This is a genomic window from Campylobacter sp. RM16192 (assembly GCF_004803855.2).
In the GTDB taxonomy this organism is placed as follows: Bacteria; Campylobacterota; Campylobacteria; order Campylobacterales; family Campylobacteraceae; genus Campylobacter_A.
On record NZ_CP012552.1, the window covers coordinates 1,246,455 to 1,265,655 of the forward strand.

Consider the following 19,201-nt stretch of genomic DNA (forward strand, 5'->3'; position numbering starts at 1 on the left):
AATGAAAAAAATAAAATTTTTATTGTTTGCAATACTTATATTAGCAAGTAGCTTGATTTCTGAAGAAAGAAATGACATTGATGGCTTTAATCATTCAATTACCAGGTTTTATTTTTCAAGTTTGCCAGAAATTGACGATCAAGGGGAGATAGTAAAAAACGAAAGTGGTGGTATTGTATCTGTTGGACCTGGATATGGATTTGTGGTGAACAATGAAGATATAAATCTTAAAAAAAGAGTCATAGATGACAATACATACGCTGGAGCTAAGCCGGAAAGAAAGGTAATATATGGAGATATAGAGGTGATAGGCGCTTCAGTAATTAAACCAGTAGGTAATGATGAGCAAGGAAGATATTATAATTATGAACCAATACTATCTGACTCAAAGATTCATTTGGAAAAAACAGGTATTACAACGACAGTATATGAAAAAGAAGATAGCTCATATTCAATAAATTCTTCAAAAGCCGTCTTTGATTTTTCAGATAGAGTAAATCAAGAAGGAGAGAGTATAGACAATAAAATCACAGGCGACAAAGTCATATTTGCTAGACTATACTGGGGTGGAATCATATCAGAAAAATGGCCAGAAGGAGAAAGACCAGGTCCAAAAAATATTAATCAAATTATAGGCAAGTATTTTGAAGGAATAAGAGGGTTTCATAAGATAAGATTTGGATACCCTAACAAGAATGGTGGTATGGATTATGCAACTTTAGTAGCTTCACATCAAGATACAAGATGGATTTCTTCATTCACCTACTTGGGTTTTAAATTTGCATACCAAGCAAGTTATGATGTGACAGATATAGTAAAAAAATCACTAGGAACCACAGTAGCAAAAAGAACTTTTAGTGCCGGAGATATAAAAATACATAGCGGAAAACCGGTAGAATATATATGGGGTTTTACACCACGTTATACAAGCAATCCTAATGATGGAACGTGGTCTGCCAAAAAATCTGCTAACCAAGGAGGCTGGACTCTTGTTATAGTCTATGATTTTGGGAAAGAAGAAAATCATAATGTAAAACCAAAAAGAATAACCATATATGATGGAATGAGATCTTTATCTCCTTTGCAAGCGCCAGCAAGTATTGAAATTTACTTCGAAGATTTTTATACCCCAAAGTATGGTAAATTCGATTCTGCATTAACCATTTTGTCATTTGGGGGAGCGAAAGAGATATTGGCAGAGAATATTCAGCTTAAGAAAAATAAAAATGATGAATATAATGATGATAAATCTGTATATAATTTAGGTTCAAACCCAATAAACCCTAAAGGATCTCAATTCAATAGTACTATTTCAAGATTTGGCAAACATATGAATCCAAGCAAGGTGTTTAACAGCGGAACGGATTTAGACACATACGATATCTCTTCACTTTTATCAAATAAACAAACTGAAGTTTATGCCAAATTTACGGCTAACGTAATAACCATAGATAATGGCAACGGCGTTTCCACCAGAACAGGAGACGCAGCAACAATTCCTCTTGTGGCATTCTCTACAGACTTATATGTCCCGAATGTATGCTACGAAGAGAAGTTGTTTTACCAAAGAAAGAACGACAAAAATACCCCTTTCCAAGAAGTCAGCAAAAATAAAGACTCTAAAACTGTATTAAGAAAGGATGATATATTAAGAGTAGAACTTACCATAAAAAATAAAACAAATGAAGATGTAGATTATCTATCTATAATTGCAAATATTAATCCTGAAACTGGAAGCTATGTAAATGATAGTACGTATGTCCATCCATATAGCTCAAAATCTAATTTTATACTTGGAACACTAAATAAAGACAATGCAAATAATCTTCAAAAAAAAATTGCAAACGGCATTGGAGTAAATTTAGGACAAGGAGCTAGTGAAGATAGTGGTGGGCATCTTTATAGTAACGACAATGCTTTTATTAGATATGACATAAAAGTAAATGAAGAATTTAAAGAAAATACTTATAAAGCATCCTTTAAAAACAAAGATCTTAATCTTAACTACACAAACGGAATAATTATAGATAAATGCAAACAAACAGATCAGTTTGTAACTATTTTTAATATGGCAGAATTAAAAGCCGTAAATCAAAACTTCAAAAAAAAGGGTGACTCTGAGCAACTTTATACACAGCTAGCAGGAGAGCCATTTAGCGTTAAAATTGCTTACATGGATCAAAAATTGAAAAATGGTGAAACTCCAAAAGGTCCATTAGAAGAATTAAAAGTAGATGTTGAAGTGGTAGAAAATTGTGATGGTGAGTCTGTAATACCAAAAATAAAGGGATTAACATTCAACAAAGATATTGGAGTTATAGAAATACCAAAAAATAAGCTAATAATCAATAATGCTTATCCATTTCTGACATTTAGATTGTCATATAAAGATTCGACTGAGCAGCCTACAACAAACCCACAAAATACAGCTACAGCTCCTGGCGGCAAGATTATATCAGATTGTCTATCGGATAGATTTGCTGTAAGGCCTCAAAAATTTAGAATGTACGATTTTGCATCAAATAAATTTTTAACTGATTCTTATTTAATGAATTTGATAGGAGGCAGAAACTATAAAGACATAGGAGTTGTAGCCGTATTTAAAGAAAATAATATAGCCACAGAATACAATAGAGTATTGGAAACAAAATCTCCAAAAAATAGCTCTGCAAAAGACATTGTTCAATTTGTATCAAATCCAAGTGAATTATGCAAGAAAAATATAAATCCTAGTGTTTTTGCAGAAATAGTAGGACATGAAATCAATGCTAATTTTAGTATGGGTAAAGCAAAATTTTATAAATCCGGCGCAATAAATTTCTCGTATCCAGACATAGGTCCTGCAAAACTCACATTGCAAGACTCAGCATTTACAGCAGTAGATCATTCATCAAATGATTGTATAGCAAATAGTGATTCTACAGAACCAAATGCTGATGGAAAAATAGGTTGCAATACCAAATCAACATTTGATTTTCATTTTTTACCTAATGATATATTGATAGACAATGTCGCTGTTTCAAATTTTCAGAACAATATGACTTATACATCTAAAGATGCGGAAATGTATGCTAAATTATTTTTTCATGCGCAAGCAAGAATAGATGACGATAAAAAAAGTATAGCGAAACTATACACACAAAGTTGCTATGCCAAAAATGTAAATTTTACAATAGACATAGACAGTCTAATACCTGACTACAAGCAATCTAATGATGGTACTATCATTAAAAATGTTAATGATATAAAACAAGACATTTTATTTTTTGATAACGATGATAGCAGTAAAATAAACAAAATTGACAAAAGCACTAACAAAATTGGAGAATACCAAATAAAAAATACTGCATTTAGTGATGCTGAAGCGGTTGCTAGTGGAGCAATAAGGTTTAATTTTGACAAAAATATTAAAACTACGAGAAACCCTTTTGCCGTAAATAGTAAAATTTTTACATTTAATAATATAAGTGATTCGGATTCAGTAAAAGGGGCAGCCTATATTAAACCAGATCTAAAAAATGAAACAAATGCTAACTTTTACTATGGAAGAGTGCATGCCACTGAAGGCAAGGGTCCTAAAAAAGGGTTTAAACATAATGTATATTTTGGTATATACTGCAATCTTTGTGATAAAGACAAATATGCAATAGCAAAAAATGCCAAATCATTTCCGGATCAAATAAATTGGTTTATCAATGAAAAACACGATAATGCTAATCTAGGTCAAGTCAAAAGCTATACGCCAAATTCTAAGTATACACAATTGTCAATAATATCTCCAATAACAAAAGGAGTAGAGGTAATCAATCTATCAAGCTCTGAACCTGGTTCAGATACTATAAAAATGGAAGCTTCTTCTTGGTTATTGTTCAATGAGATTGACAACAATGCAAAAACAAATGATTTTATAGTGAATTTTACAGATAGCGAGGCATGGGGAGGACAATCTTTAAATAAAAAAGGTAAAAACACAGAAGGTGTTGGATCTATTGTAGGAGGAAAAACACTGCCTAGCGAAACAAATAGAAGGCTGGAATGGTAAATAATATGAGACGAGGATTTTCTTTACTTGAGCTTGTAATTTCTATTGTAGTAATGGGAATAGTTTTTTTATCTATTCCCACAATAATAATGCAAAATGCCAAAAATAACACATCGGCTATAATTCAACAAAGCGTAATGGATACTAAAACGCATATGGCTCTTATACTTAAAACACCGTGGGGTTGTGTAAATGATCCATCTCTTATGGGTAAGCCTACTCCTATTTTTAATGGAGATCCAGCAAATAATTTTTACACAAAAAATTTAATTGGTGAGAATGATAGAAGAAATTTTTCTAATATTAGCAAGAATGAAGCTTGTTTGTCATCAGAAAAAAACATAGATTTTTTTGACAAAAAAGAAGCCTATGTAGAATTTGCAACAAAAAGTTACAGTAGGGACAACATAGTAAAAGCATCATTAAAATCTGAAGTAGGCACTATGACAAATGATAACATCAAAATTATAAAAATAAATACAATAGTTGCGCAAACCAATCCAAATACCAATATAATACTTACAGCCTATTCTGCAAACATAGGCGATAGTCCTAAAATACTGAAAAAATCATGGTAATGAAAAAAGCTTTTACACTTATTGAACTGATAGTAGTTTTGGTTATTACAGGCATTATCTCCGTTCTAAGCACAGACATAATACTAAATATATACAGAGGATATTTACAAAGCAGAGCAATAAACACTCTGGAGGCCCAAACAGAAATAGCTTTAGAGCAAATTGCTAAAAGACTTATGTTTAGAATCAAAGGATCGACTATAGGCAGAAAATCGGACGGAAATTTCATCTCAACATCTGATGCAGGGCTTAATCAAGATTATATTATATTGGAATGGATTGCCTATAGTTATGAAAGCTTTCAAGACAGTGGATGGAGTGGTTTTGTAGATACCGAACATACAAATACAATTCCACCAACTACAACAGGTGGAGGGGGAGGAAAAATAGAAACACCATATAGTAAGCTGGATAATGCAAATGACACAATATCAGACCTTACAAACAAACAAGCAACACTTAGTAACGGCAAAGTAGGAATATATTTCAGAGGTACAGGATCTAATGTTATTAACACATCTTTTGGCTATGATAAAGTAAATGCAAACTCTATAGGCACAGTAAATACCACAACAGGTAGCACTACAAATTTAACTATTCCTAAATACAAAGAAACCGAAATATCAGAGTACTATTATTTGCTACATACTGCTTATGCTATCGCCCCAGGAAAACCTTCTGCCGACGGTGATTCTGATTTAATATTACACTACAACTATCGTCCATGGCTATTAGGAGCGGACAACCAATACAATGGTAAAAATTCAAATAGTGCTATAATAGCAACAAATGTTACTAGATTTAATTTTAAAGAAATAGGCAATATGATAGTGCTTAAACTATGTATAAGAGATGCGGGAAGGTCACTTAGAGATGGAGAAGAGGAGACAACCGTGTGCAAGACAAAGGCGATATACTAATGAGAAGCGGATTTACAATAGTTATGGCGATATTTTTTATGGTTTTAGTAGCCACTCTTGGAGCGTTTGCACTTAGCTTATCAACTTCAACAGCAAAACATACTACCGATATATTTTTAAGAGAGCAAGCTGAGCTTTTAGCTCAAGGTGCAGCAGAGATGGCTATAGAAAAAATATTATTTGACAAAAACAAATTAAGTGCCACAAACTGTCCTGGCGTAGATTTTTTAATTACGAAATTTCCTAGTGATACTAGCGATAAATTATTTGAAATCAAAGTTGATGTTGTAAAAATTTTTGGCGATATTAATGGCTGCGGTACAGCTATATCTACAGATGCATCCAAAGGTACAGTAATACTTGATGTTACAGTAACAGCAAATCAAAATATCACAAACACTCCTGTTAGATTCCATAGGCGCACTATCCAAAAGCTTTAATATGTGTTATAATATGGCACATTTCTAATAAAGGAGCCATATAATGAACACAAGCATTGTAGGTAAACAATTTGAACTAACAGACTCTATAAAAGGTTATGTAGAGAACGCATTTGACGCTCTTGGAAAATATAATCTCGACATCATTTCAGGACGTTGTGTCATCTCGGCAGATGAAAAAAACGGAAAAAAGGGCTTTTCGGTCGAATTTGCGATAAATTTAGCAAGAAAAGATACTATAGTAATACGCCAAAAAGATAAAGATTTATACGCAGCAGTTGATTTGGCCGTAGATCGCGCTTCAAAGGTTCTAAGAAGAGAGCACGATAAGATAACAACAGTCAAAAACAAAGATGAAGGCAAAGAGATAAGAGCCAGAATTGCAGATGAGCCAATAGAAGGTGTCGATGAAATTATACCTATGGAACTAGAGCTTTACAAACCGCTTGAGATAGAAGATGCTTTAGAAAAGTTAAAAAACAGCGAAATGCAATTTTACGTATTTAACGATATAGATGCAAGAATGCGTGTTATATATAAACGCACAGACGGCAAATTCGGACTTTATTAAAATTTAGAGCGGAGGGATCCGCTCTTCTTTCTTAACTTACTCTTGATTCATACTGCTTTTAACTCTTAAATTTGTGATTGTTTCACCGCCAAGTCCGTAGTTATCTGTATCAACCTCATCTATTATCACTACAATTGAGGCTTTATTCCTGCCTAAAATTTCAGCCACTAGCTGAGTTACACCGGCAATCAGCCTTTGCTTTTGCTCTGTCGTAGGCTCATTATTTTCTTTAGTCACCCTAATATTTACAAATGGCATCTGTATCCTTTAAATCGTTTTTATTTGCAAAGATAGACGTGTTTTAGCACTTTGTGTGATATGCTCTTCAAAATCATAGTATTCAAAAGTAGCTCCATGTTGAAAAGCTCCACCTAAAATATCTCCGCTTTGACGGTTTTTAAGATCTATTTCAGCAATTTTAAATCCGTCAAGAGTAGTACAAAACTCCTTTAGTCTTTCAGGAGGATTTTTAAGCTTGGTAAAGAGAAAGCAAAAGCCCTCTCCTCCTTGTCTGCCTACTCGTCCGCGCAATTGATGAAGAGTAGCAAGACCTAGTCTCTCAGCTCCTACTATCACAATAGTAGTAAGCCTTGGCAAAGATATACCAACTTCAACAACCGTAGTAGAAAGCAGGATATCTCCACCAGTTCTAAATTCACGTAAAATTTGCTCTTTTTCCCTGTCTTTTCCATGAGTTATAAAGACATTTTTAAAATTCCTTAACCAAAATGCCTGAGCCTCGCTTAAACTCTGATAATTCGAATTCTCGCTACTCTCTACAAGAGGATAGACTATTATGACCTGTTTTTGATTGGAAATCTCTTTTTTAATATGTTTTATAAGCATTTCAAAATCACTGCTTTGTAAAATTTGTGAATGAATATTTTTCTTAAAAGGCATCTGTTTTAAAAAACTAAATTCTACAAATGAACTTTGAATCATACTAAGAGTTCTTGGTATTGGAGTCGCAGAAAATTGAATAATATGAGCGTATTTTTCGCCATCTCTAGCTAGCTGATTTATCTTTTCTCTTTGGTTTGAACCGAAGCGGTGTTGCTCGTCTATCATAACAAGTGGCGCGCTTGGCAAATCGCGATAAAGCAATACATGCGTACCTATTATCAAATTTGCTCCGTCAAATTCGTGTTTTTTTTCTCCACTTTTTATCAATTTTATACTCATAAATTTTGGCAAAAGCCTAACAGCCTCATCGTAAATTTGCTCAGCTAAAATAGAAGTAGGAGCCATAATTATAGAGGTTTTTGGATATACCATAAGTGCGGCAGCCAAAATTACAAGAGTTTTGCCGCTTCCCACATCGCCCATCACTACGCGTCTCTTTGCTAAATTTGAGCTAAAATCTCCTCTTATATCCTCTATTGCGCTCAGCTGATCGCTCGTTGGCTTAAATGGCAATGAATTTATCCATGGCAAAATATCAAAAATTTCTATATCACTTGCCTTAAAATTTATCTTTTTGGAGCTTAACTTTTTTAAATAGTTATAAATTTCTACAAATTTTAAAATCTCAACCCCATAACTTTCTTTGTTTAATTCATCTAAAATGGTCACGCTATTTTCGTCATTTTTATGAATTTTAGTCAAAAATTCGGCTTCGTTTTGGCTTAGCCCTTCAGAAATCAAATTTTCAAATTTGATATATTTTTTAGTTAAAAAACAAAATCTATCATCGCGTAAACTTAGTTTATATTTTGGTATTATTTCGTTGATTTTTGTGATTATTTTTGGATTTGTTATCTCCCATCCGCCAAATGCATAAGAACACTTGCCATTAATATATATTTTCTTATGAATTTTAAAAGCCCCAAAGTGCCATGACTTAGCATTAAAAATCACTATTTTGATATTTTGAGACCAGCTTTCACACCAGCTTAAAATATGCAAAATCCCATTTTGTCTATATGAATTTTTTATCTCAACTTCTACGCTCACATTACCATCCCTGGGACTATTTGCAAGCGTGGTATCGTCGTAGTTTTTTGGGATTTTTAGAGCCAGATCAAGCAGGGTAAAAATCCCTATTTTATTTAAGTCTTCTTTGTCTTTTGCTTCAAATTTCATTATAAAGCACGGCAAAACTTAGCTTTGTTATCTCGGTATGCGCAGTAATAAATTCATTTAATTCGCTAAGTTTTAGTTTTGAAATTTTATCAAGCTCTTCCTTGAAATGTCCAAGTCTCAATCCATTATAAAATTCGTTTTGGGCGATATTTAATCTATTAAGCAATGTCTCTTGCCTAAGCGGCTCAGAACCTAGTAAAAATTTCTTAGCCTGAGTCAGCTCATGAGAATTCACACCTTTTTTAACAAATCTTTCAAATTCGCTTTTGACTACCGCTATAGCATTGTCTTTATTTTCGTTCTTTGTCTGCAAATAGCCTGCTATTTGAGAATAACTAGGAGCAAACCCCGCCCTAGCATAAGCCGAATACGCAAGTCCTCGCTTAACACGAATCTCCTCCATTAGCCTAGAGCCAAATCCACCCTCTCCCAAAATAAATGTAGCCACTCTAGCCTTAAACCTATCCTCTATATCCACTTCAAAAGGAGCGCCAAAATACACGTATGCCTGTTCGCTCGGCTTAATGATAAACTTTTCGCTCATTTTTTCACTTGTTTTTAATTTATCTTGTATTCTTTTCTTGCCACTATCTAAATTTGTCAAGATATGATCTAAATTTAGCTCGTCTATAGCCACATCTCCGCCAAAAACTACAAATAAATTAGCTAAATCAAGATGAGTTTTTAAAAAATTTTTAATATCTTCAAGATTGATTTTTTCTATACTTTCTTTGGTTCCTGTTATTTGATTTGCCAAAGCTGTTTTTGGATATAAAAGCTCATTTAAAGCGGATTTTGCGACATAGTCATAGTCGTTTTCATTACTTAAAATTTCACCAAGAGTAAGTTTTTTCAGCTTATTTAAAATTTCATCAGTCAAATTTGGCTCGCTTAATAGCTCTTGAAGTTTTTTAGTAGCAAAGCCAAAATACTCTTTCAAGCAATTTAGTTCTATATTTATGGTCTCAAATCCGGCACTTGCATACATATTTATCGCTCTCATTTCAAGCTCTTTAGCAAATCCGCTCGCCCCTTCGCTGATGGTGCCTTCATTTAAAATTTTAGCTATTAAATTTGCAAGACCGCTCTTTTTAGAATCTTCACAGCTTCCGGCAACTTTAAAAATAAGCTTAAGATAAACTACAGGCAAAGCCTTTGAACTTTCAAAGATAACGGGAATTTGAGTGTTTTTAACTTTTAAATTTACAGCTTTCATTCGTAGAATTTCTCCAATATGTCGTAGTTTGTATTGCGTTTTGCAGGCTTTTCGCCTACATCGCGGATTAAATTTATCATCTCGTCTTGATTCATTCTGTATGCTGCGCCTGCGGCCTTTACGACGTTTTCTTCCATCATGGTTGAGCCTAGATCGTTTGCGCCAAAGAGCAGTGCAAGCTGTCCGATGTAGCTTCCTTGCGTAACCCAGCTGCTTTGAATATTTTTAAAATTATCCAAAAATAGCCTTGAAACCGCAAGTAGTCTTAAATATCGATTTGAGGATTGTTTTTCGATTTGAGGTTGCTCGGCGATTAGCTTGGTATTTAGCCCTTGAAAGCTCCACAATATAAAAGCTCTAAAGCCGCCGGTAAAGTCTTGTAAATCCCTAATGTGCTTCCAGTGCTCAACTATCTCGCGAGTCGTCTCAACCGTGCCAAACATCATCGTTGCCGTTGATTTTACGCCAAGCTCGTGAGCCTCTTTGTGGATTCTTAGCCAAGTTGCGGTGTCGCATTTTTTAGGCGCTATGATGTCTCTAACTCTGTCGCTTAGCACCTCGGCACCCGCTCCTGGGATCGAGTAAAGTCCTTTGTGCTTTAAGCGGGCTAGAACTTCGCGAGTTGAAATTTTAGAAACTCTTGCGATGTAATCAATCTCAATTGCTGAAAAACCGTGGATGGTTATCTGTGGATAGGTCTTGCTGATCCACTCGACTAAATTTTCGTACCAATCAATCTTGAGCTTAGGGTGCACGCCGCCTTGAAAAAGAATTTGCGTGCCGCCGATAGCGATCAGCTCTTCGATCTTTTGCCCTATCTCTTCAAAGCTCAGCACATAGGCATCTTCTTCTTTTGCATGGCGATAAAATGCGCAAAATTTGCAATCAACCCAGCATACGTTTGTATAGTTTATGTTTCTATCGACGATAAATGTTGTGATTTTGTCATGATGAAGTTCTCTTTTTTTGGCTAGCGCCATAGCTCCAAGCTCGTTAAGCTCAGCATTTTCTATCAAATTTATAGCCTCATCTACACTAAGTCTTGCCAAAATTTTCCTTTGTTTAAATTTGCAAAAGTGTATCCAAAAATCGTTTTAAATATGATAAAAGATAAAATTCAAGAGTTTTTAATAGTAAAATTTAATAAAAAGTATTAGTATTAAGATTAAATACCCCAAAGGAGTAAAAGTTCTCCTTTGGGGTAAAACAGATTAAAAATCTGTTTTTATATCTGTATCTATCATAATTTGAACAGTTTTTCCATCTATTTGATTTACGCTATCATAAAGTTTAAATCCTGCATGGGTCTTTGTTTGATCAGCGGATAGAGCCCACTCACCCTTACCCTCAACCTTATCATTGCCATCACCTATAATTTTTAGAATAGTATCAGATTTATCAGTTACATCGAGCACATCTTGAGCTGTTATAGTTAATTTTACGGCTCCTGCTACACCATCTTTACCTAATCTTATCATCTCAAAACTATCTATTTTCTTATTTAAACTATTAACTTTACTTAGATCAATATCTGCATTAAATACTAAAGTATCATTTCCTAAGCCACCATAAATACCATCTTTTTTAGCATCATAATCTATAGTATCGCTTACTTTATCATCTGTTATTTTTAGTTTAAAAGTTACAGTTGAACTCTCAATGTCATCTTCAGAAATAGTTTTTGAAGCAACCGTTATATCTGAACTAGGTTTTGTAAGGATGGTTGCTTCAATCTTTCCAAGGCTCATATCCTGCTCACTTATCAGAAACTCTTGTGTAATATTTTTTGTATTATCATCAGGATCGGTATAACTTATAACCATCTTATCACCCACAACCGCATCATCAGGTAGACGCATAAATATCTTTGTAGAGCTTATGTCTTTGTCTGCTTTATTTTGAGCACGATCTATCTCAATGGCACCATCTTTATTTATGCTACCTTCTGTGTATTCCATAGCCTTAATGTCTTGCATTTTTAGCAATGCGGCTTGATCTGCACTACTTGAGCCGTGTTTGCCATCGCTATCTGTAAGTTCTGCTTTTACGGACGTAAAAATTTCTTTTGGTTTATCAGTATCAAGCATAGCTACTTTTTGAAGCTTAATGCTATTGCCTTCAATTATAAAATCCAAACTTGCAGCATCATTACCACTAAGAGCTATATTTCCATTATCATCTTTATTTATAGTAAGCTCTTTTGGAACATCAGTTTTACCAGGCTCAGAGATAGTTAATCTTATCTTATCTCCTGTCACTACGTTGCTTGGCAGATTGATGCTAACTGTGGTAGATCTAAAACTGCTATCTTTCATAACCTCATCTCTACTCATAATGCCGTCATTGCTAGTATCCTCATCAAATACGACTTCTAGCTCTTTGCCTTTGATGCTTTCTAGCCCAATATCAGCTTTTTTAGGGTCGACTATAACTTTTTCTGCATGATCTTTAATTTTAGCCTCTACTGATGTTGTTTTACCTTATTGGACTACCACACCGGGAATTGCTATTGTATTATCAGTTACTGTGGCATTTTTATCGATAATGAATTCTTCAGTTCTTGTGGCGGATGAACCGTCAGGTTGAGGCTCTGTGATATTAACTACTATTTTATCGCCTTCAACAACATCTTTAGGTATCGTTACTCTAGCCACGGTTTTGTGCAAGGCCTTATCATCAGTCATACTCTCATCTCTACTTAAGATTTTGTTTCTACTTGCGTTATCCTCGTCAAATGAGACGGTTAGCTCTTTTGTGATAGGTGTTAGCGTTACAGAACCTTCATCAGAGCCCTTGCCTGCAACTTCAGCTTTAAGAGTAGATGATTCGCCATCAACCATTCTTATACCATCTATCTTTATATTGCCATCACCATCCACAGGAACATTTTTTCCATCTTTATCCTGAACGATTACATATTTAAAGTATCTCCTACTTCAGCGTCAGAAGGAACTGTTATTTTTACTGATGTTTGATCCTTGTTTTTATCTGAATCATTTTCATTTTTATTCAAAAAACCATCATTATTAACATCCGCAATAAATGTTACAATAGGAGCTGAAGTTGAAGTAGTATCTGAAAAATCAGAACCCGATACTTCTCTAAAATCTCTGGTATTAAATGTCAAATCATCAAATCACCGTAATTAGCAAGAACATTAGATATGCTACCGCTTTTTGTAAATGATGTTTGACTAAAAGTTCCTACTTGGTCGATTGCCCCATCACCAGCTGCTGTTTCCTCTAATTTTTCTAGGTTTTCACCTTGCAAGATTACTTGTCGTAATGAATTTACATCGGCAACTACATTATCTTGTGATCCTGAATTTATAAAAGCTTGGTTTAACGATATTTCGTCGTTACCTAAAACTGTAAATTCTTTTGCCATTATTAAGAGCTATAGCTACACTACTTGACTCTCCTTGAGTTTTTATATTTTCTCCCAAAAATACCTCGTCTCCAATTTTAAGTACTCTTTGATTTCCATTAGCGTCTACCGCTAAAACAGTTCCTGAAATTTGCTTTACTACACCAGTGATAGTTGCCATAAGATCATCCTTTTTTAATATTTATTATATTATACATTATTTTAAGTAAAGATTTCTATTGTGCTAAAGTACAATATAATTATTTTAATTTATATAATTTATGAGATAAAATAATATATTTAAGCAAAAAAATAATCTGCTTTAAAATAAAAAATATTAACTTAACTATTAAAAAACATTTTTATGATCAAATAGCAACTTAAAATCGAATTTAAAATATCAGTATAAGAAACTGATACAACAATAATTACTAGTAGTAAATTTCATCAATTTTTCAATATAACCTTATTTACTTTAGTACCAATTACCTGAACTTTATCTCCTTCTTTTAGCTCACCGTCGTAATTCCAAAGTGTTCCTTTGAAGTAAACCTTACCCTCTTTTACTTCTCCTATTCCGCTTTCGTTTAAAAAATCATCTTTAACTTCATTTTTAGAATTATAAAATTTCTCTTCTATAGGTTTTTTAAGAGTAAAAAGTAGAATAATAGAAATAATAGCTACAAGTAAAATTTGATGATACCAAAGCATCTCAATAAAAAATCCAAAAATTCCAACTATCAAAAATCCTAAGCCAAAAAACATTATAAAAAATGATCCTATAAGTAATTCGGCCACTATCAAAAACACTCCTAAAGCTAGAACAAAAAATGGAGATATCATTTTATTTTCCTAAATTTCAACTTTTCTTAGCGCTTATAAAATTCTTTAAAACACTAATAGCTCCGATTAGCTCTGTTGCCTCATAAGGCACTAAAATTTTATCTTTGCTACTATTTTTTGCAAGCTCACTAAAAGCACTTACTCGGTCTCTGGCTAGCAAAAACTCTGCAGCATTGGCATTTTTTTCCATGCTCTCATTTATCATATCCATAGCGTCTTTTTGACCTTGCGCGATAGCTATTTGCTCGTATTTTTTCGCATCCGCCATCCTCTCTATCGCTTCAGCCTGTAATACTTTTTCTTGCTTTAAGGCTTCTGCATTCCTTATTAAAGCCTCTTTTTCAGCTTGAGCCTTAAGCTCTATGGCGCGCTTTTCGCGCTCGGCTTTCATCTGCATATTCATAGCAGCTTCAATTCCGGCAGGAACTGAAATTTCAGAGATTTCAACACGCATGATCTTTACTCCCCAGTTACTAGCCGCATCACCAAGTGCTGTTTGAAGCGCAGCATTTAATCTATCTCTAGAGCTTAAAGTATCATCAAGATTCATTGCGCCTATTTCGCCACGCAGAGTCGTCATAGCTAAATTTGCAATAGCCTTTTTGTAACTATCCACGTTATAAAGAGCCATTCTGCCATCGGTTACTTTTAGAAACACTATGCCATCAACAGAGATATTTACGTTATCCTTTGTAATAACTTGCTGTTTTAAAATATCCACAAGCTGTTCTCTAACTGTTATTTCGGCTCTAATTCTATCTATAAAAGGAATTATCAGATGAAATCCACCGTCTAAAACTTTATGAAATTTACCCAAACGCTCAATTATCATAATATCTGATTGCGATACTATTTTAATTCCAGCCTTTAAAAACAAAAAAACTAAAACAGCTATAATTACCACAAAAACAATAAATGGCTCGCTATACATTTTGGCTCCTTTTATATATTTTAAACAATTATAACACATATGAATTTAAAATTTTGTAGCTTATCTTATAGCTTAAATTAGTTATAATCACAAAATTAAAAGGATAGACGATGAAAAAGATAGTATTTTTTATAGTTAGTGTGTGGGTATTCACAGGTTGTTCTTCTAACGATTTAAAAACTTCAGAGTGTAGCAAAAATTCTTCATCTACCTGTATTGCCGTTTCTAATATATCAGGCGTTTACAGAGCAATCATAGCATGTCAGGATTGCAAAAGCGCCATAAGCACACTAGAACTTAACAAAGATGGGACATTTAAGATAGAGACCATAGTTCAAAAACAAAGCGCTCAAAGAACGATAGAAAATGGCTCATATAGCGTAAAAAACGACGAAGTTACACTAATAAATCAATACAAAGAAAAAAGCAGATATAGATTTGACGGCAGAAATCTAAAAAAGCTTGAAAACAAAGATAGCTTCATAAAAGACTATTTCACTAAAAACTTGATTTATAAATCCTTAAACTAATATATAAAAATATCACTAAAATATAAGTTTAATCTTATAAATATATTGTTATAATCCGCTTGCATTTTATGTTAAAGGAGATGTAAATGAAGAGAAGAGATGCCCTAAAGGCTTTAGTAGTTGCTGGTGTAGCAGTTTCATCAGCCTGTGCTTACGACGAGAAGCTTATCACAAACAAAAAGGATATGATGCCAAAAGATCCTATGAATTTAACAGAATTTGAGGCTAAACACTTGCCTGAAATCATGGTAAAAGACGTAGATGCTAAAGGCTGGACCTTAGTAGAGGTCACAGTAGGACAAAAAAACATAATCCACCCAAGCGAAGCTAAACACTGGATATATGAAGTAGATCTATTTGCCGATGATAAACTAGTATCAAAAGTAAGCTTAGAGCCTGAAACTTCACGCGGATATCTAGCCGCAAGAGTAAATCTAAAAGGCGTAAAAACTCTAAGATCAACTGCGCGCTGTAATCTACACGGCAACTTCACACACACTATAACTTTATAGTAAAAAGAGTGCTTTCAGCACTCTTTAGAAAACTCCTTAATCAAATTTGCTAATAAAAAATTGTATAATTCATAAAAACAGTAGTTTTGAGGATACTTTTATATGAAATTTTATACGAATGCTTTGTTGCCAATTTCTATAACCACATTTTTCAAGAACATTAAGATGCCAGGGGCGAAATTTGAGTTTGACGGCTCAAATTTGATAGGCAAAAAGCAGCATAGTATCGATACTCTAAGCATTGATGGCCCGGTTTCTAAGATCATAGTAAGCTGGGATAAATAAGCTTGCAGAAATTTATATCGCTCTTAAAGAGAGAGCATGTTTTCGCGCGTCTATCTCTTATACAGCTAATATGCTACTTTGGTGTTTGGTTCTCACACACCGGAGTTTTTACACTTCTTATAGAGCTTGACGCACCTGTTTGGGCGATCACTTTAGCAGCCGCTATGGCTTTTTTGCCAGGAGTCGTGCTAGCTCCGTTTAGCGGCGTTATCGTTGATAAATTTAACCCAAAACCTATGCTCGTAGCGCTTATCATCGTTGAAGCTGTGACTGTTTTTATCCTCATATTTATAAACTCACTTGATTTGCTTTGGTTGCTTTTTATCATCATTTTTGTGCGCTCGGCAGCCGGCGGGACGTACTTTCAGGTTGAGATGAGTATGTTTCCTAAAATTTTAAGCAAAAGCGATCTAAAGCTGGCTAACGAAATTCACGCCTTGATATTTTCTATCTCTTACACCTCAGGCATGGGTCTTGCGGGAATTTATATACATTTTTTTGGCATTAAGAGTGCCTTTTTACTTGACTGCGCGTTATATATACTTACTTTATTTATGCTTTTAAAGATAGATATCAAAAATATAGCAAAAAATACTGGCAAAAGTGCTTTAAACATGCTTAAAGAGGGGCTTAGCTACATGAAGCAAAATCCTCTTGTCATGCATCTTATTATCTTGCACAGCATTGTAGGAGTTACCTCTTACGACGCACTCGTGGCACTTCTAGCCGATTATCAGTATAAAGAGCTGCTTTCAGCCTCGCTTGTGATAGGATTTATCAACGCATGCAGATCCATAGCACTTCTAATCGGTCCTATAGTTCTTAGCAAATTTATAAATACAAAAACCCTGGTTTATATCTACATCGGACACGGCATAGGGGTTTGCGTATGGGGAATTTTACAGTTTAACTTCTATCTGGGCTTTTTAGGAACGATGGCTGCAGGGTTTTTTACTTCAAGCCTTTGGAGCTACACTTTCACCCTGCTTCAGCAAAAGTGCGACGATAAATACTACGGACGCATCATAGCCTATAACGACATGATATACCTTGGCATAGGCGCACTTACATCAGCAGGCATCGGGCTACTATTTAGACTTGGGCTTAGCCTTTGGGGCATTACCATCATCATGGGATGTATGTTTTTCCTGGGCGCCATTTACTGGAGTGTGGTTTATAAAAAATATCAAGATACCCTTGACTAAACCTTTGCGTAATAGGTTACATTTGGCGACGTTAGCTTCTTATAAATATTAGTATAAGGCACCAAATCTGCGTGTCCCATATAAAGCCTTCCACCGTCATTTAAAATTTTATGAAATCTCTCGACAGTCTTTAGCTTATACTCTTCGTTAAAATATATAATCATATTTCTAGAAAAGATAATATCAAATTTGCCAAGCCTAAAAATAGAATCATCAAAGATATTTACCACACCAAATTCACATCTTGGCAAAAGATCTTTTTTTATCTTAAATTTATCATCCACTTTGTCAAAATAAAGCTTCTTTTGAGTATCGTTTAAACGATGCAATGAGCGCTCAGAATACAACCCTTCAAAACACTTATCTATAGCCTCAGAGTTTATATCTATACCTGTAATTGAAATTTGAGATGTATTAAGCAAATTTGAATGAGCTAAAATCCCAAGAGAATATACCTCTTCCCCACTAGAACAAGGAGCGCAAAGTATACGCAATCTACCTAAATTTTTAGCATGATATATCGCTGCTTGAAGTTGCGCAAGCTCTCTAAAAAAATATGTCTCATTTATTGTGATAAGGTTTAATATCTCTTGTCTGAGGGTTCTATTGACACTAATCTTTAGGCTTAAATTTTCAAATGTAGCAATATTGTTAGCTTGGCAAAAATTTGCTAAACGTTGCCTTACAATATCTTTTTTTGATTCAAGATCCACACCACAAATACTCTTAATATTTTCTATTAACTTATCAAGCCCTAAGCTATCGCTAGGCAGGGGAGGCAACTCTGGCTCTTTTGTGCTTGATATAGTATTATCTTTTTTAAATTTGTCAAAAAACATTTATAAACCTTTCAAGCTCAGCTCTTATTTGAAGAATAGGCATAGATTTAAGATTTGGATTTATCTCTTTTGCACGCTTTGGCATACCATAGACTATCGCGCTCTCTTTACTTTCTGCTATGCAGTTTGCACCTGCTTTATAAAGCTCATTTAAGCCTCTTGCCCCATCATCTCCGATGCCAGTAAGCAGTATCGCCATCACATCACAAAATTTGCACGCCTCAACGGCAGAATGAAATAAAATATCCACATTTGGATTGTATGTGGTCTCTTTCATTGGATCGCATACTTTTGCGCTAAGTGGTCTGCATGTAGTTATTTCGGAGTTCTTTTCGCATATATATATAGCATCTTTAAGATCTGTTTTGCCTTCCAGCCTTGCAACATCCGCGCAACACTCTTTGGCAAATTGATCTGCAAAACTTGGTATAAACATCAAGCTCATATGCTGGGCTATAACAATGCTCGTATTGTGTATTTTTAAATTTTTAAACAACTTCTTTAAGTGCCCAGGCCCTCCGGTAGAAGCTCCTACTAATACTAATTTTCTTTTCAAATTTTATCCAATCTATTTTTTATTTGTCATTCTATAAAGGAAACCGAAAACTTCGGCGACTGCTTTATAGAGATTAGGAGGAATCTCATGATTGACATCTACCTTGCTTAATAATTCTACTAAATCCGCATCCTCTTTTATAGGAATATCATGATATTTTGCTAAATTTATTATATTTTTGGCCACTTCGCCAGATCCGCTGGCTAAAACTTTGGGTGCATTATCTTTTGAACGATTATATCCTAAAGCTACTGCTTTTTTAGTCTTTACTTTCGCCAAAACAAA

23 protein-coding genes are annotated in these 19,201 nt (G+C 34.3%); 9 read left to right on the forward strand and 14 right to left on the reverse strand.

Going from position 1 to position 19,201, the window contains the following annotated elements; all coding sequences use genetic code 11:
• Position 1: 1 nt before the first annotated feature.
• The 5 genes from CDOMC_RS06615 to hpf are packed head-to-tail and all read left to right on the forward strand — an operon-like array spanning position 2 to position 6,551.
• Positions 2 to 4,042, forward strand: coding sequence for a hypothetical protein (locus CDOMC_RS06615; protein ID WP_172128868.1), 4,041 nt, complete (start codon positions 2 to 4; stop codon positions 4,040 to 4,042).
• Positions 4,036 to 4,620: a type IV pilus modification PilV family protein gene (locus tag CDOMC_RS06620; protein ID WP_236861290.1), complete on the forward strand. Its 585-nt coding sequence runs from the start codon at positions 4,036 to 4,038 to the stop codon at positions 4,618 to 4,620. Before CDOMC_RS06615 ends, CDOMC_RS06620 begins: the two co-directional genes overlap by 7 nt.
• Positions 4,620 to 5,540 carry a type II secretion system protein gene (locus CDOMC_RS06625; protein ID WP_172128869.1) on the forward strand — a complete coding sequence of 307 codons (921 nt, stop codon included), beginning with the start codon at positions 4,620 to 4,622 and terminating at the stop codon, positions 5,538 to 5,540. Before CDOMC_RS06620 ends, CDOMC_RS06625 begins: the two co-directional genes overlap by 1 nt.
• A complete protein-coding gene (locus CDOMC_RS06630) occupies positions 5,540 to 5,980 on the forward strand; it encodes a hypothetical protein (protein ID WP_172128870.1) in 441 nt (146 codons plus the stop codon). The genes CDOMC_RS06625 and CDOMC_RS06630 overlap by 1 nt, the downstream gene beginning before the upstream one ends.
• A gap of 43 nt (positions 5,981 to 6,023) precedes the next feature.
• Positions 6,024 to 6,551, forward strand: coding sequence for a ribosome hibernation-promoting factor, HPF/YfiA family (gene hpf / locus CDOMC_RS06635; RefSeq protein ID WP_172128871.1), 528 nt, complete (start codon positions 6,024 to 6,026; stop codon positions 6,549 to 6,551).
• A 36-nt stretch (positions 6,552 to 6,587) separates the two neighbouring features.
• On the opposite strand, the gene CDOMC_RS06640 is transcribed toward hpf, so the two are convergent.
• The 11 genes from CDOMC_RS06640 to CDOMC_RS06690 all read right to left on the reverse strand — a co-directional run bounded on the left by CDOMC_RS06640 (position 6,588) and on the right by CDOMC_RS06690 (position 14,989).
• Positions 6,588 to 6,809 carry a 2-hydroxymuconate tautomerase family protein gene (locus CDOMC_RS06640; protein WP_172128872.1) on the reverse strand — a complete coding sequence of 74 codons (222 nt, stop codon included), beginning with the start codon at positions 6,807 to 6,809 and terminating at the stop codon, positions 6,588 to 6,590.
• Between the two features lie 9 nt (positions 6,810 to 6,818).
• Positions 6,819 to 8,633, reverse strand: a complete 1,815-nt coding sequence (recG, locus tag CDOMC_RS06645) for an ATP-dependent DNA helicase RecG (RefSeq protein ID WP_172129669.1) — start codon at positions 8,631 to 8,633, stop codon at positions 6,819 to 6,821.
• Positions 8,623 to 9,849 carry a M16 family metallopeptidase gene (locus CDOMC_RS06650; protein WP_172128873.1) on the reverse strand — a complete coding sequence of 409 codons (1,227 nt, stop codon included), beginning with the start codon at positions 9,847 to 9,849 and terminating at the stop codon, positions 8,623 to 8,625. The genes recG and CDOMC_RS06650 overlap by 11 nt, the downstream gene beginning before the upstream one ends.
• Positions 9,846 to 10,898 carry a dehypoxanthine futalosine cyclase gene (locus CDOMC_RS06655; RefSeq protein ID WP_172128874.1) on the reverse strand — a complete coding sequence of 351 codons (1,053 nt, stop codon included), beginning with the start codon at positions 10,896 to 10,898 and terminating at the stop codon, positions 9,846 to 9,848. The genes CDOMC_RS06650 and CDOMC_RS06655 overlap by 4 nt, the downstream gene beginning before the upstream one ends.
• 162 nt (positions 10,899 to 11,060) lie before the next feature.
• Positions 11,061 to 12,182 (reverse strand): hypothetical protein, encoded by a 1,122-nt coding sequence (locus tag CDOMC_RS06660; protein WP_172128875.1) that lies wholly within the window; start codon positions 12,180 to 12,182, stop codon positions 11,061 to 11,063.
• Between the two features lie 147 nt (positions 12,183 to 12,329).
• Positions 12,330 to 12,728, reverse strand: coding sequence for a hypothetical protein (locus CDOMC_RS06665; RefSeq protein WP_172128876.1), 399 nt, complete (start codon positions 12,726 to 12,728; stop codon positions 12,330 to 12,332).
• Between the two features lie 32 nt (positions 12,729 to 12,760).
• Positions 12,761 to 12,976, reverse strand: coding sequence for a hypothetical protein (locus CDOMC_RS06670; protein WP_172128877.1), 216 nt, complete (start codon positions 12,974 to 12,976; stop codon positions 12,761 to 12,763).
• Positions 12,973 to 13,236 (reverse strand): hypothetical protein, encoded by a 264-nt coding sequence (locus tag CDOMC_RS06675; protein ID WP_172128878.1) that lies wholly within the window; start codon positions 13,234 to 13,236, stop codon positions 12,973 to 12,975. The genes CDOMC_RS06670 and CDOMC_RS06675 overlap by 4 nt, the downstream gene beginning before the upstream one ends.
• The gene (locus CDOMC_RS06680; RefSeq protein ID WP_172128879.1) at positions 13,208 to 13,396 is read right to left on the reverse strand and encodes a hypothetical protein; all 189 of its coding nucleotides are present in this window, start codon (positions 13,394 to 13,396) and stop codon (positions 13,208 to 13,210) included. Before CDOMC_RS06680 ends, CDOMC_RS06675 begins: the two co-directional genes overlap by 29 nt.
• Positions 13,397 to 13,662: 266 nt before the next feature.
• On the reverse strand, positions 13,663 to 14,025 hold the full coding sequence (locus CDOMC_RS06685) for an NfeD family protein (protein WP_236861376.1): 363 nt from the start codon (positions 14,023 to 14,025) through the stop codon (positions 13,663 to 13,665).
• Positions 14,026 to 14,074: 49 nt separating this feature from the next.
• A complete protein-coding gene (locus tag CDOMC_RS06690) occupies positions 14,075 to 14,989 on the reverse strand; it encodes an SPFH domain-containing protein (protein ID WP_172128881.1) in 915 nt (304 codons plus the stop codon).
• Between the two features lie 110 nt (positions 14,990 to 15,099).
• Here CDOMC_RS06690 and CDOMC_RS06695 point away from each other — a divergent pair, with 110 nt between their 5' ends.
• From CDOMC_RS06695 to CDOMC_RS06710, 4 genes are all read left to right on the forward strand, one after another.
• Entirely contained in the window at positions 15,100 to 15,519 is a 420-nt protein-coding gene (locus tag CDOMC_RS06695) for a copper resistance protein NlpE N-terminal domain-containing protein (RefSeq protein ID WP_172128882.1), read from the forward strand.
• 86 nt (positions 15,520 to 15,605) lie between these two features.
• The gene (locus CDOMC_RS06700) at positions 15,606 to 16,031 is read left to right on the forward strand and encodes a desulfoferrodoxin family protein (protein ID WP_172128883.1); all 426 of its coding nucleotides are present in this window, start codon (positions 15,606 to 15,608) and stop codon (positions 16,029 to 16,031) included.
• Positions 16,032 to 16,133: 102 nt separating this feature from the next.
• The gene (locus CDOMC_RS06705; protein ID WP_172128884.1) at positions 16,134 to 16,316 is read left to right on the forward strand and encodes a hypothetical protein; all 183 of its coding nucleotides are present in this window, start codon (positions 16,134 to 16,136) and stop codon (positions 16,314 to 16,316) included.
• 2 nt (positions 16,317 to 16,318) lie between these two features.
• Entirely contained in the window at positions 16,319 to 17,521 is a 1,203-nt protein-coding gene (locus CDOMC_RS06710; RefSeq protein ID WP_172128885.1) for an MFS transporter, read from the forward strand.
• On the opposite strand, the gene CDOMC_RS06715 is transcribed toward CDOMC_RS06710, so the two are convergent.
• The 3 genes from CDOMC_RS06715 to CDOMC_RS06725 are packed head-to-tail and all read right to left on the reverse strand — an operon-like array spanning position 17,518 to position 19,195.
• The gene (locus CDOMC_RS06715) at positions 17,518 to 18,360 is read right to left on the reverse strand and encodes a CheR family methyltransferase (protein WP_172128886.1); all 843 of its coding nucleotides are present in this window, start codon (positions 18,358 to 18,360) and stop codon (positions 17,518 to 17,520) included. The two genes, CDOMC_RS06710 and CDOMC_RS06715, sit on opposite strands and share 4 nt — an antisense overlap.
• Complete coding sequence (locus tag CDOMC_RS06720) at positions 18,350 to 18,916, reverse strand: CheB methylesterase domain-containing protein (protein WP_172128887.1); 567 nt, start codon at positions 18,914 to 18,916, stop codon at positions 18,350 to 18,352. The genes CDOMC_RS06715 and CDOMC_RS06720 overlap by 11 nt, the downstream gene beginning before the upstream one ends.
• A gap of 12 nt (positions 18,917 to 18,928) precedes the next feature.
• Positions 18,929 to 19,195 (reverse strand): FlhB-like flagellar biosynthesis protein, encoded by a 267-nt coding sequence (locus CDOMC_RS06725; protein WP_172128888.1) that lies wholly within the window; start codon positions 19,193 to 19,195, stop codon positions 18,929 to 18,931.
• Between the last annotated feature and the right edge of the window lie 6 nt (positions 19,196 to 19,201).

Coding starts and splice junctions, on each gene's coding strand:
- CDOMC_RS06615 (WP_172128868.1), top strand. CDS start 2: ATGAAAAAAATAAAATTTTTATTGTTTGCAATACTTATATTAGCAAGT.
- CDOMC_RS06620 (WP_236861290.1), top strand. CDS start 4,036: ATGGTAAATAATATGAGACGAGGATTTTCTTTACTTGAGCTTGTAATT.
- CDOMC_RS06625 (WP_172128869.1), top strand. CDS start 4,620: ATGAAAAAAGCTTTTACACTTATTGAACTGATAGTAGTTTTGGTTATT.
- CDOMC_RS06630 (WP_172128870.1), top strand. CDS start 5,540: ATGAGAAGCGGATTTACAATAGTTATGGCGATATTTTTTATGGTTTTA.
- hpf (WP_172128871.1), top strand. CDS start 6,024: ATGAACACAAGCATTGTAGGTAAACAATTTGAACTAACAGACTCTATA.
- CDOMC_RS06640 (WP_172128872.1), bottom strand. CDS start 6,809: ATGCCATTTGTAAATATTAGGGTGACTAAAGAAAATAATGAGCCTACG.
- recG (WP_172129669.1), bottom strand. CDS start 8,633: ATGAAATTTGAAGCAAAAGACAAAGAAGACTTAAATAAAATAGGGATT.
- CDOMC_RS06650 (WP_172128873.1), bottom strand. CDS start 9,849: ATGAAAGCTGTAAATTTAAAAGTTAAAAACACTCAAATTCCCGTTATC.
- CDOMC_RS06660 (WP_172128875.1), bottom strand. CDS start 12,182: ATGAGTAGAGATGAGGTTATGAAAGATAGCAGTTTTAGATCTACCACA.
- CDOMC_RS06675 (WP_172128878.1), bottom strand. CDS start 13,236: ATGGCAAAAGAATTTACAGTTTTAGGTAACGACGAAATATCGTTAAAC.
- CDOMC_RS06680 (WP_172128879.1), bottom strand. CDS start 13,396: ATGGCAACTATCACTGGTGTAGTAAAGCAAATTTCAGGAACTGTTTTA.
- CDOMC_RS06690 (WP_172128881.1), bottom strand. CDS start 14,989: ATGTATAGCGAGCCATTTATTGTTTTTGTGGTAATTATAGCTGTTTTA.
- CDOMC_RS06695 (WP_172128882.1), top strand. CDS start 15,100: ATGAAAAAGATAGTATTTTTTATAGTTAGTGTGTGGGTATTCACAGGT.
- CDOMC_RS06700 (WP_172128883.1), top strand. CDS start 15,606: ATGAAGAGAAGAGATGCCCTAAAGGCTTTAGTAGTTGCTGGTGTAGCA.
- CDOMC_RS06705 (WP_172128884.1), top strand. CDS start 16,134: ATGAAATTTTATACGAATGCTTTGTTGCCAATTTCTATAACCACATTT.
- CDOMC_RS06715 (WP_172128886.1), bottom strand. CDS start 18,360: ATGTTTTTTGACAAATTTAAAAAAGATAATACTATATCAAGCACAAAA.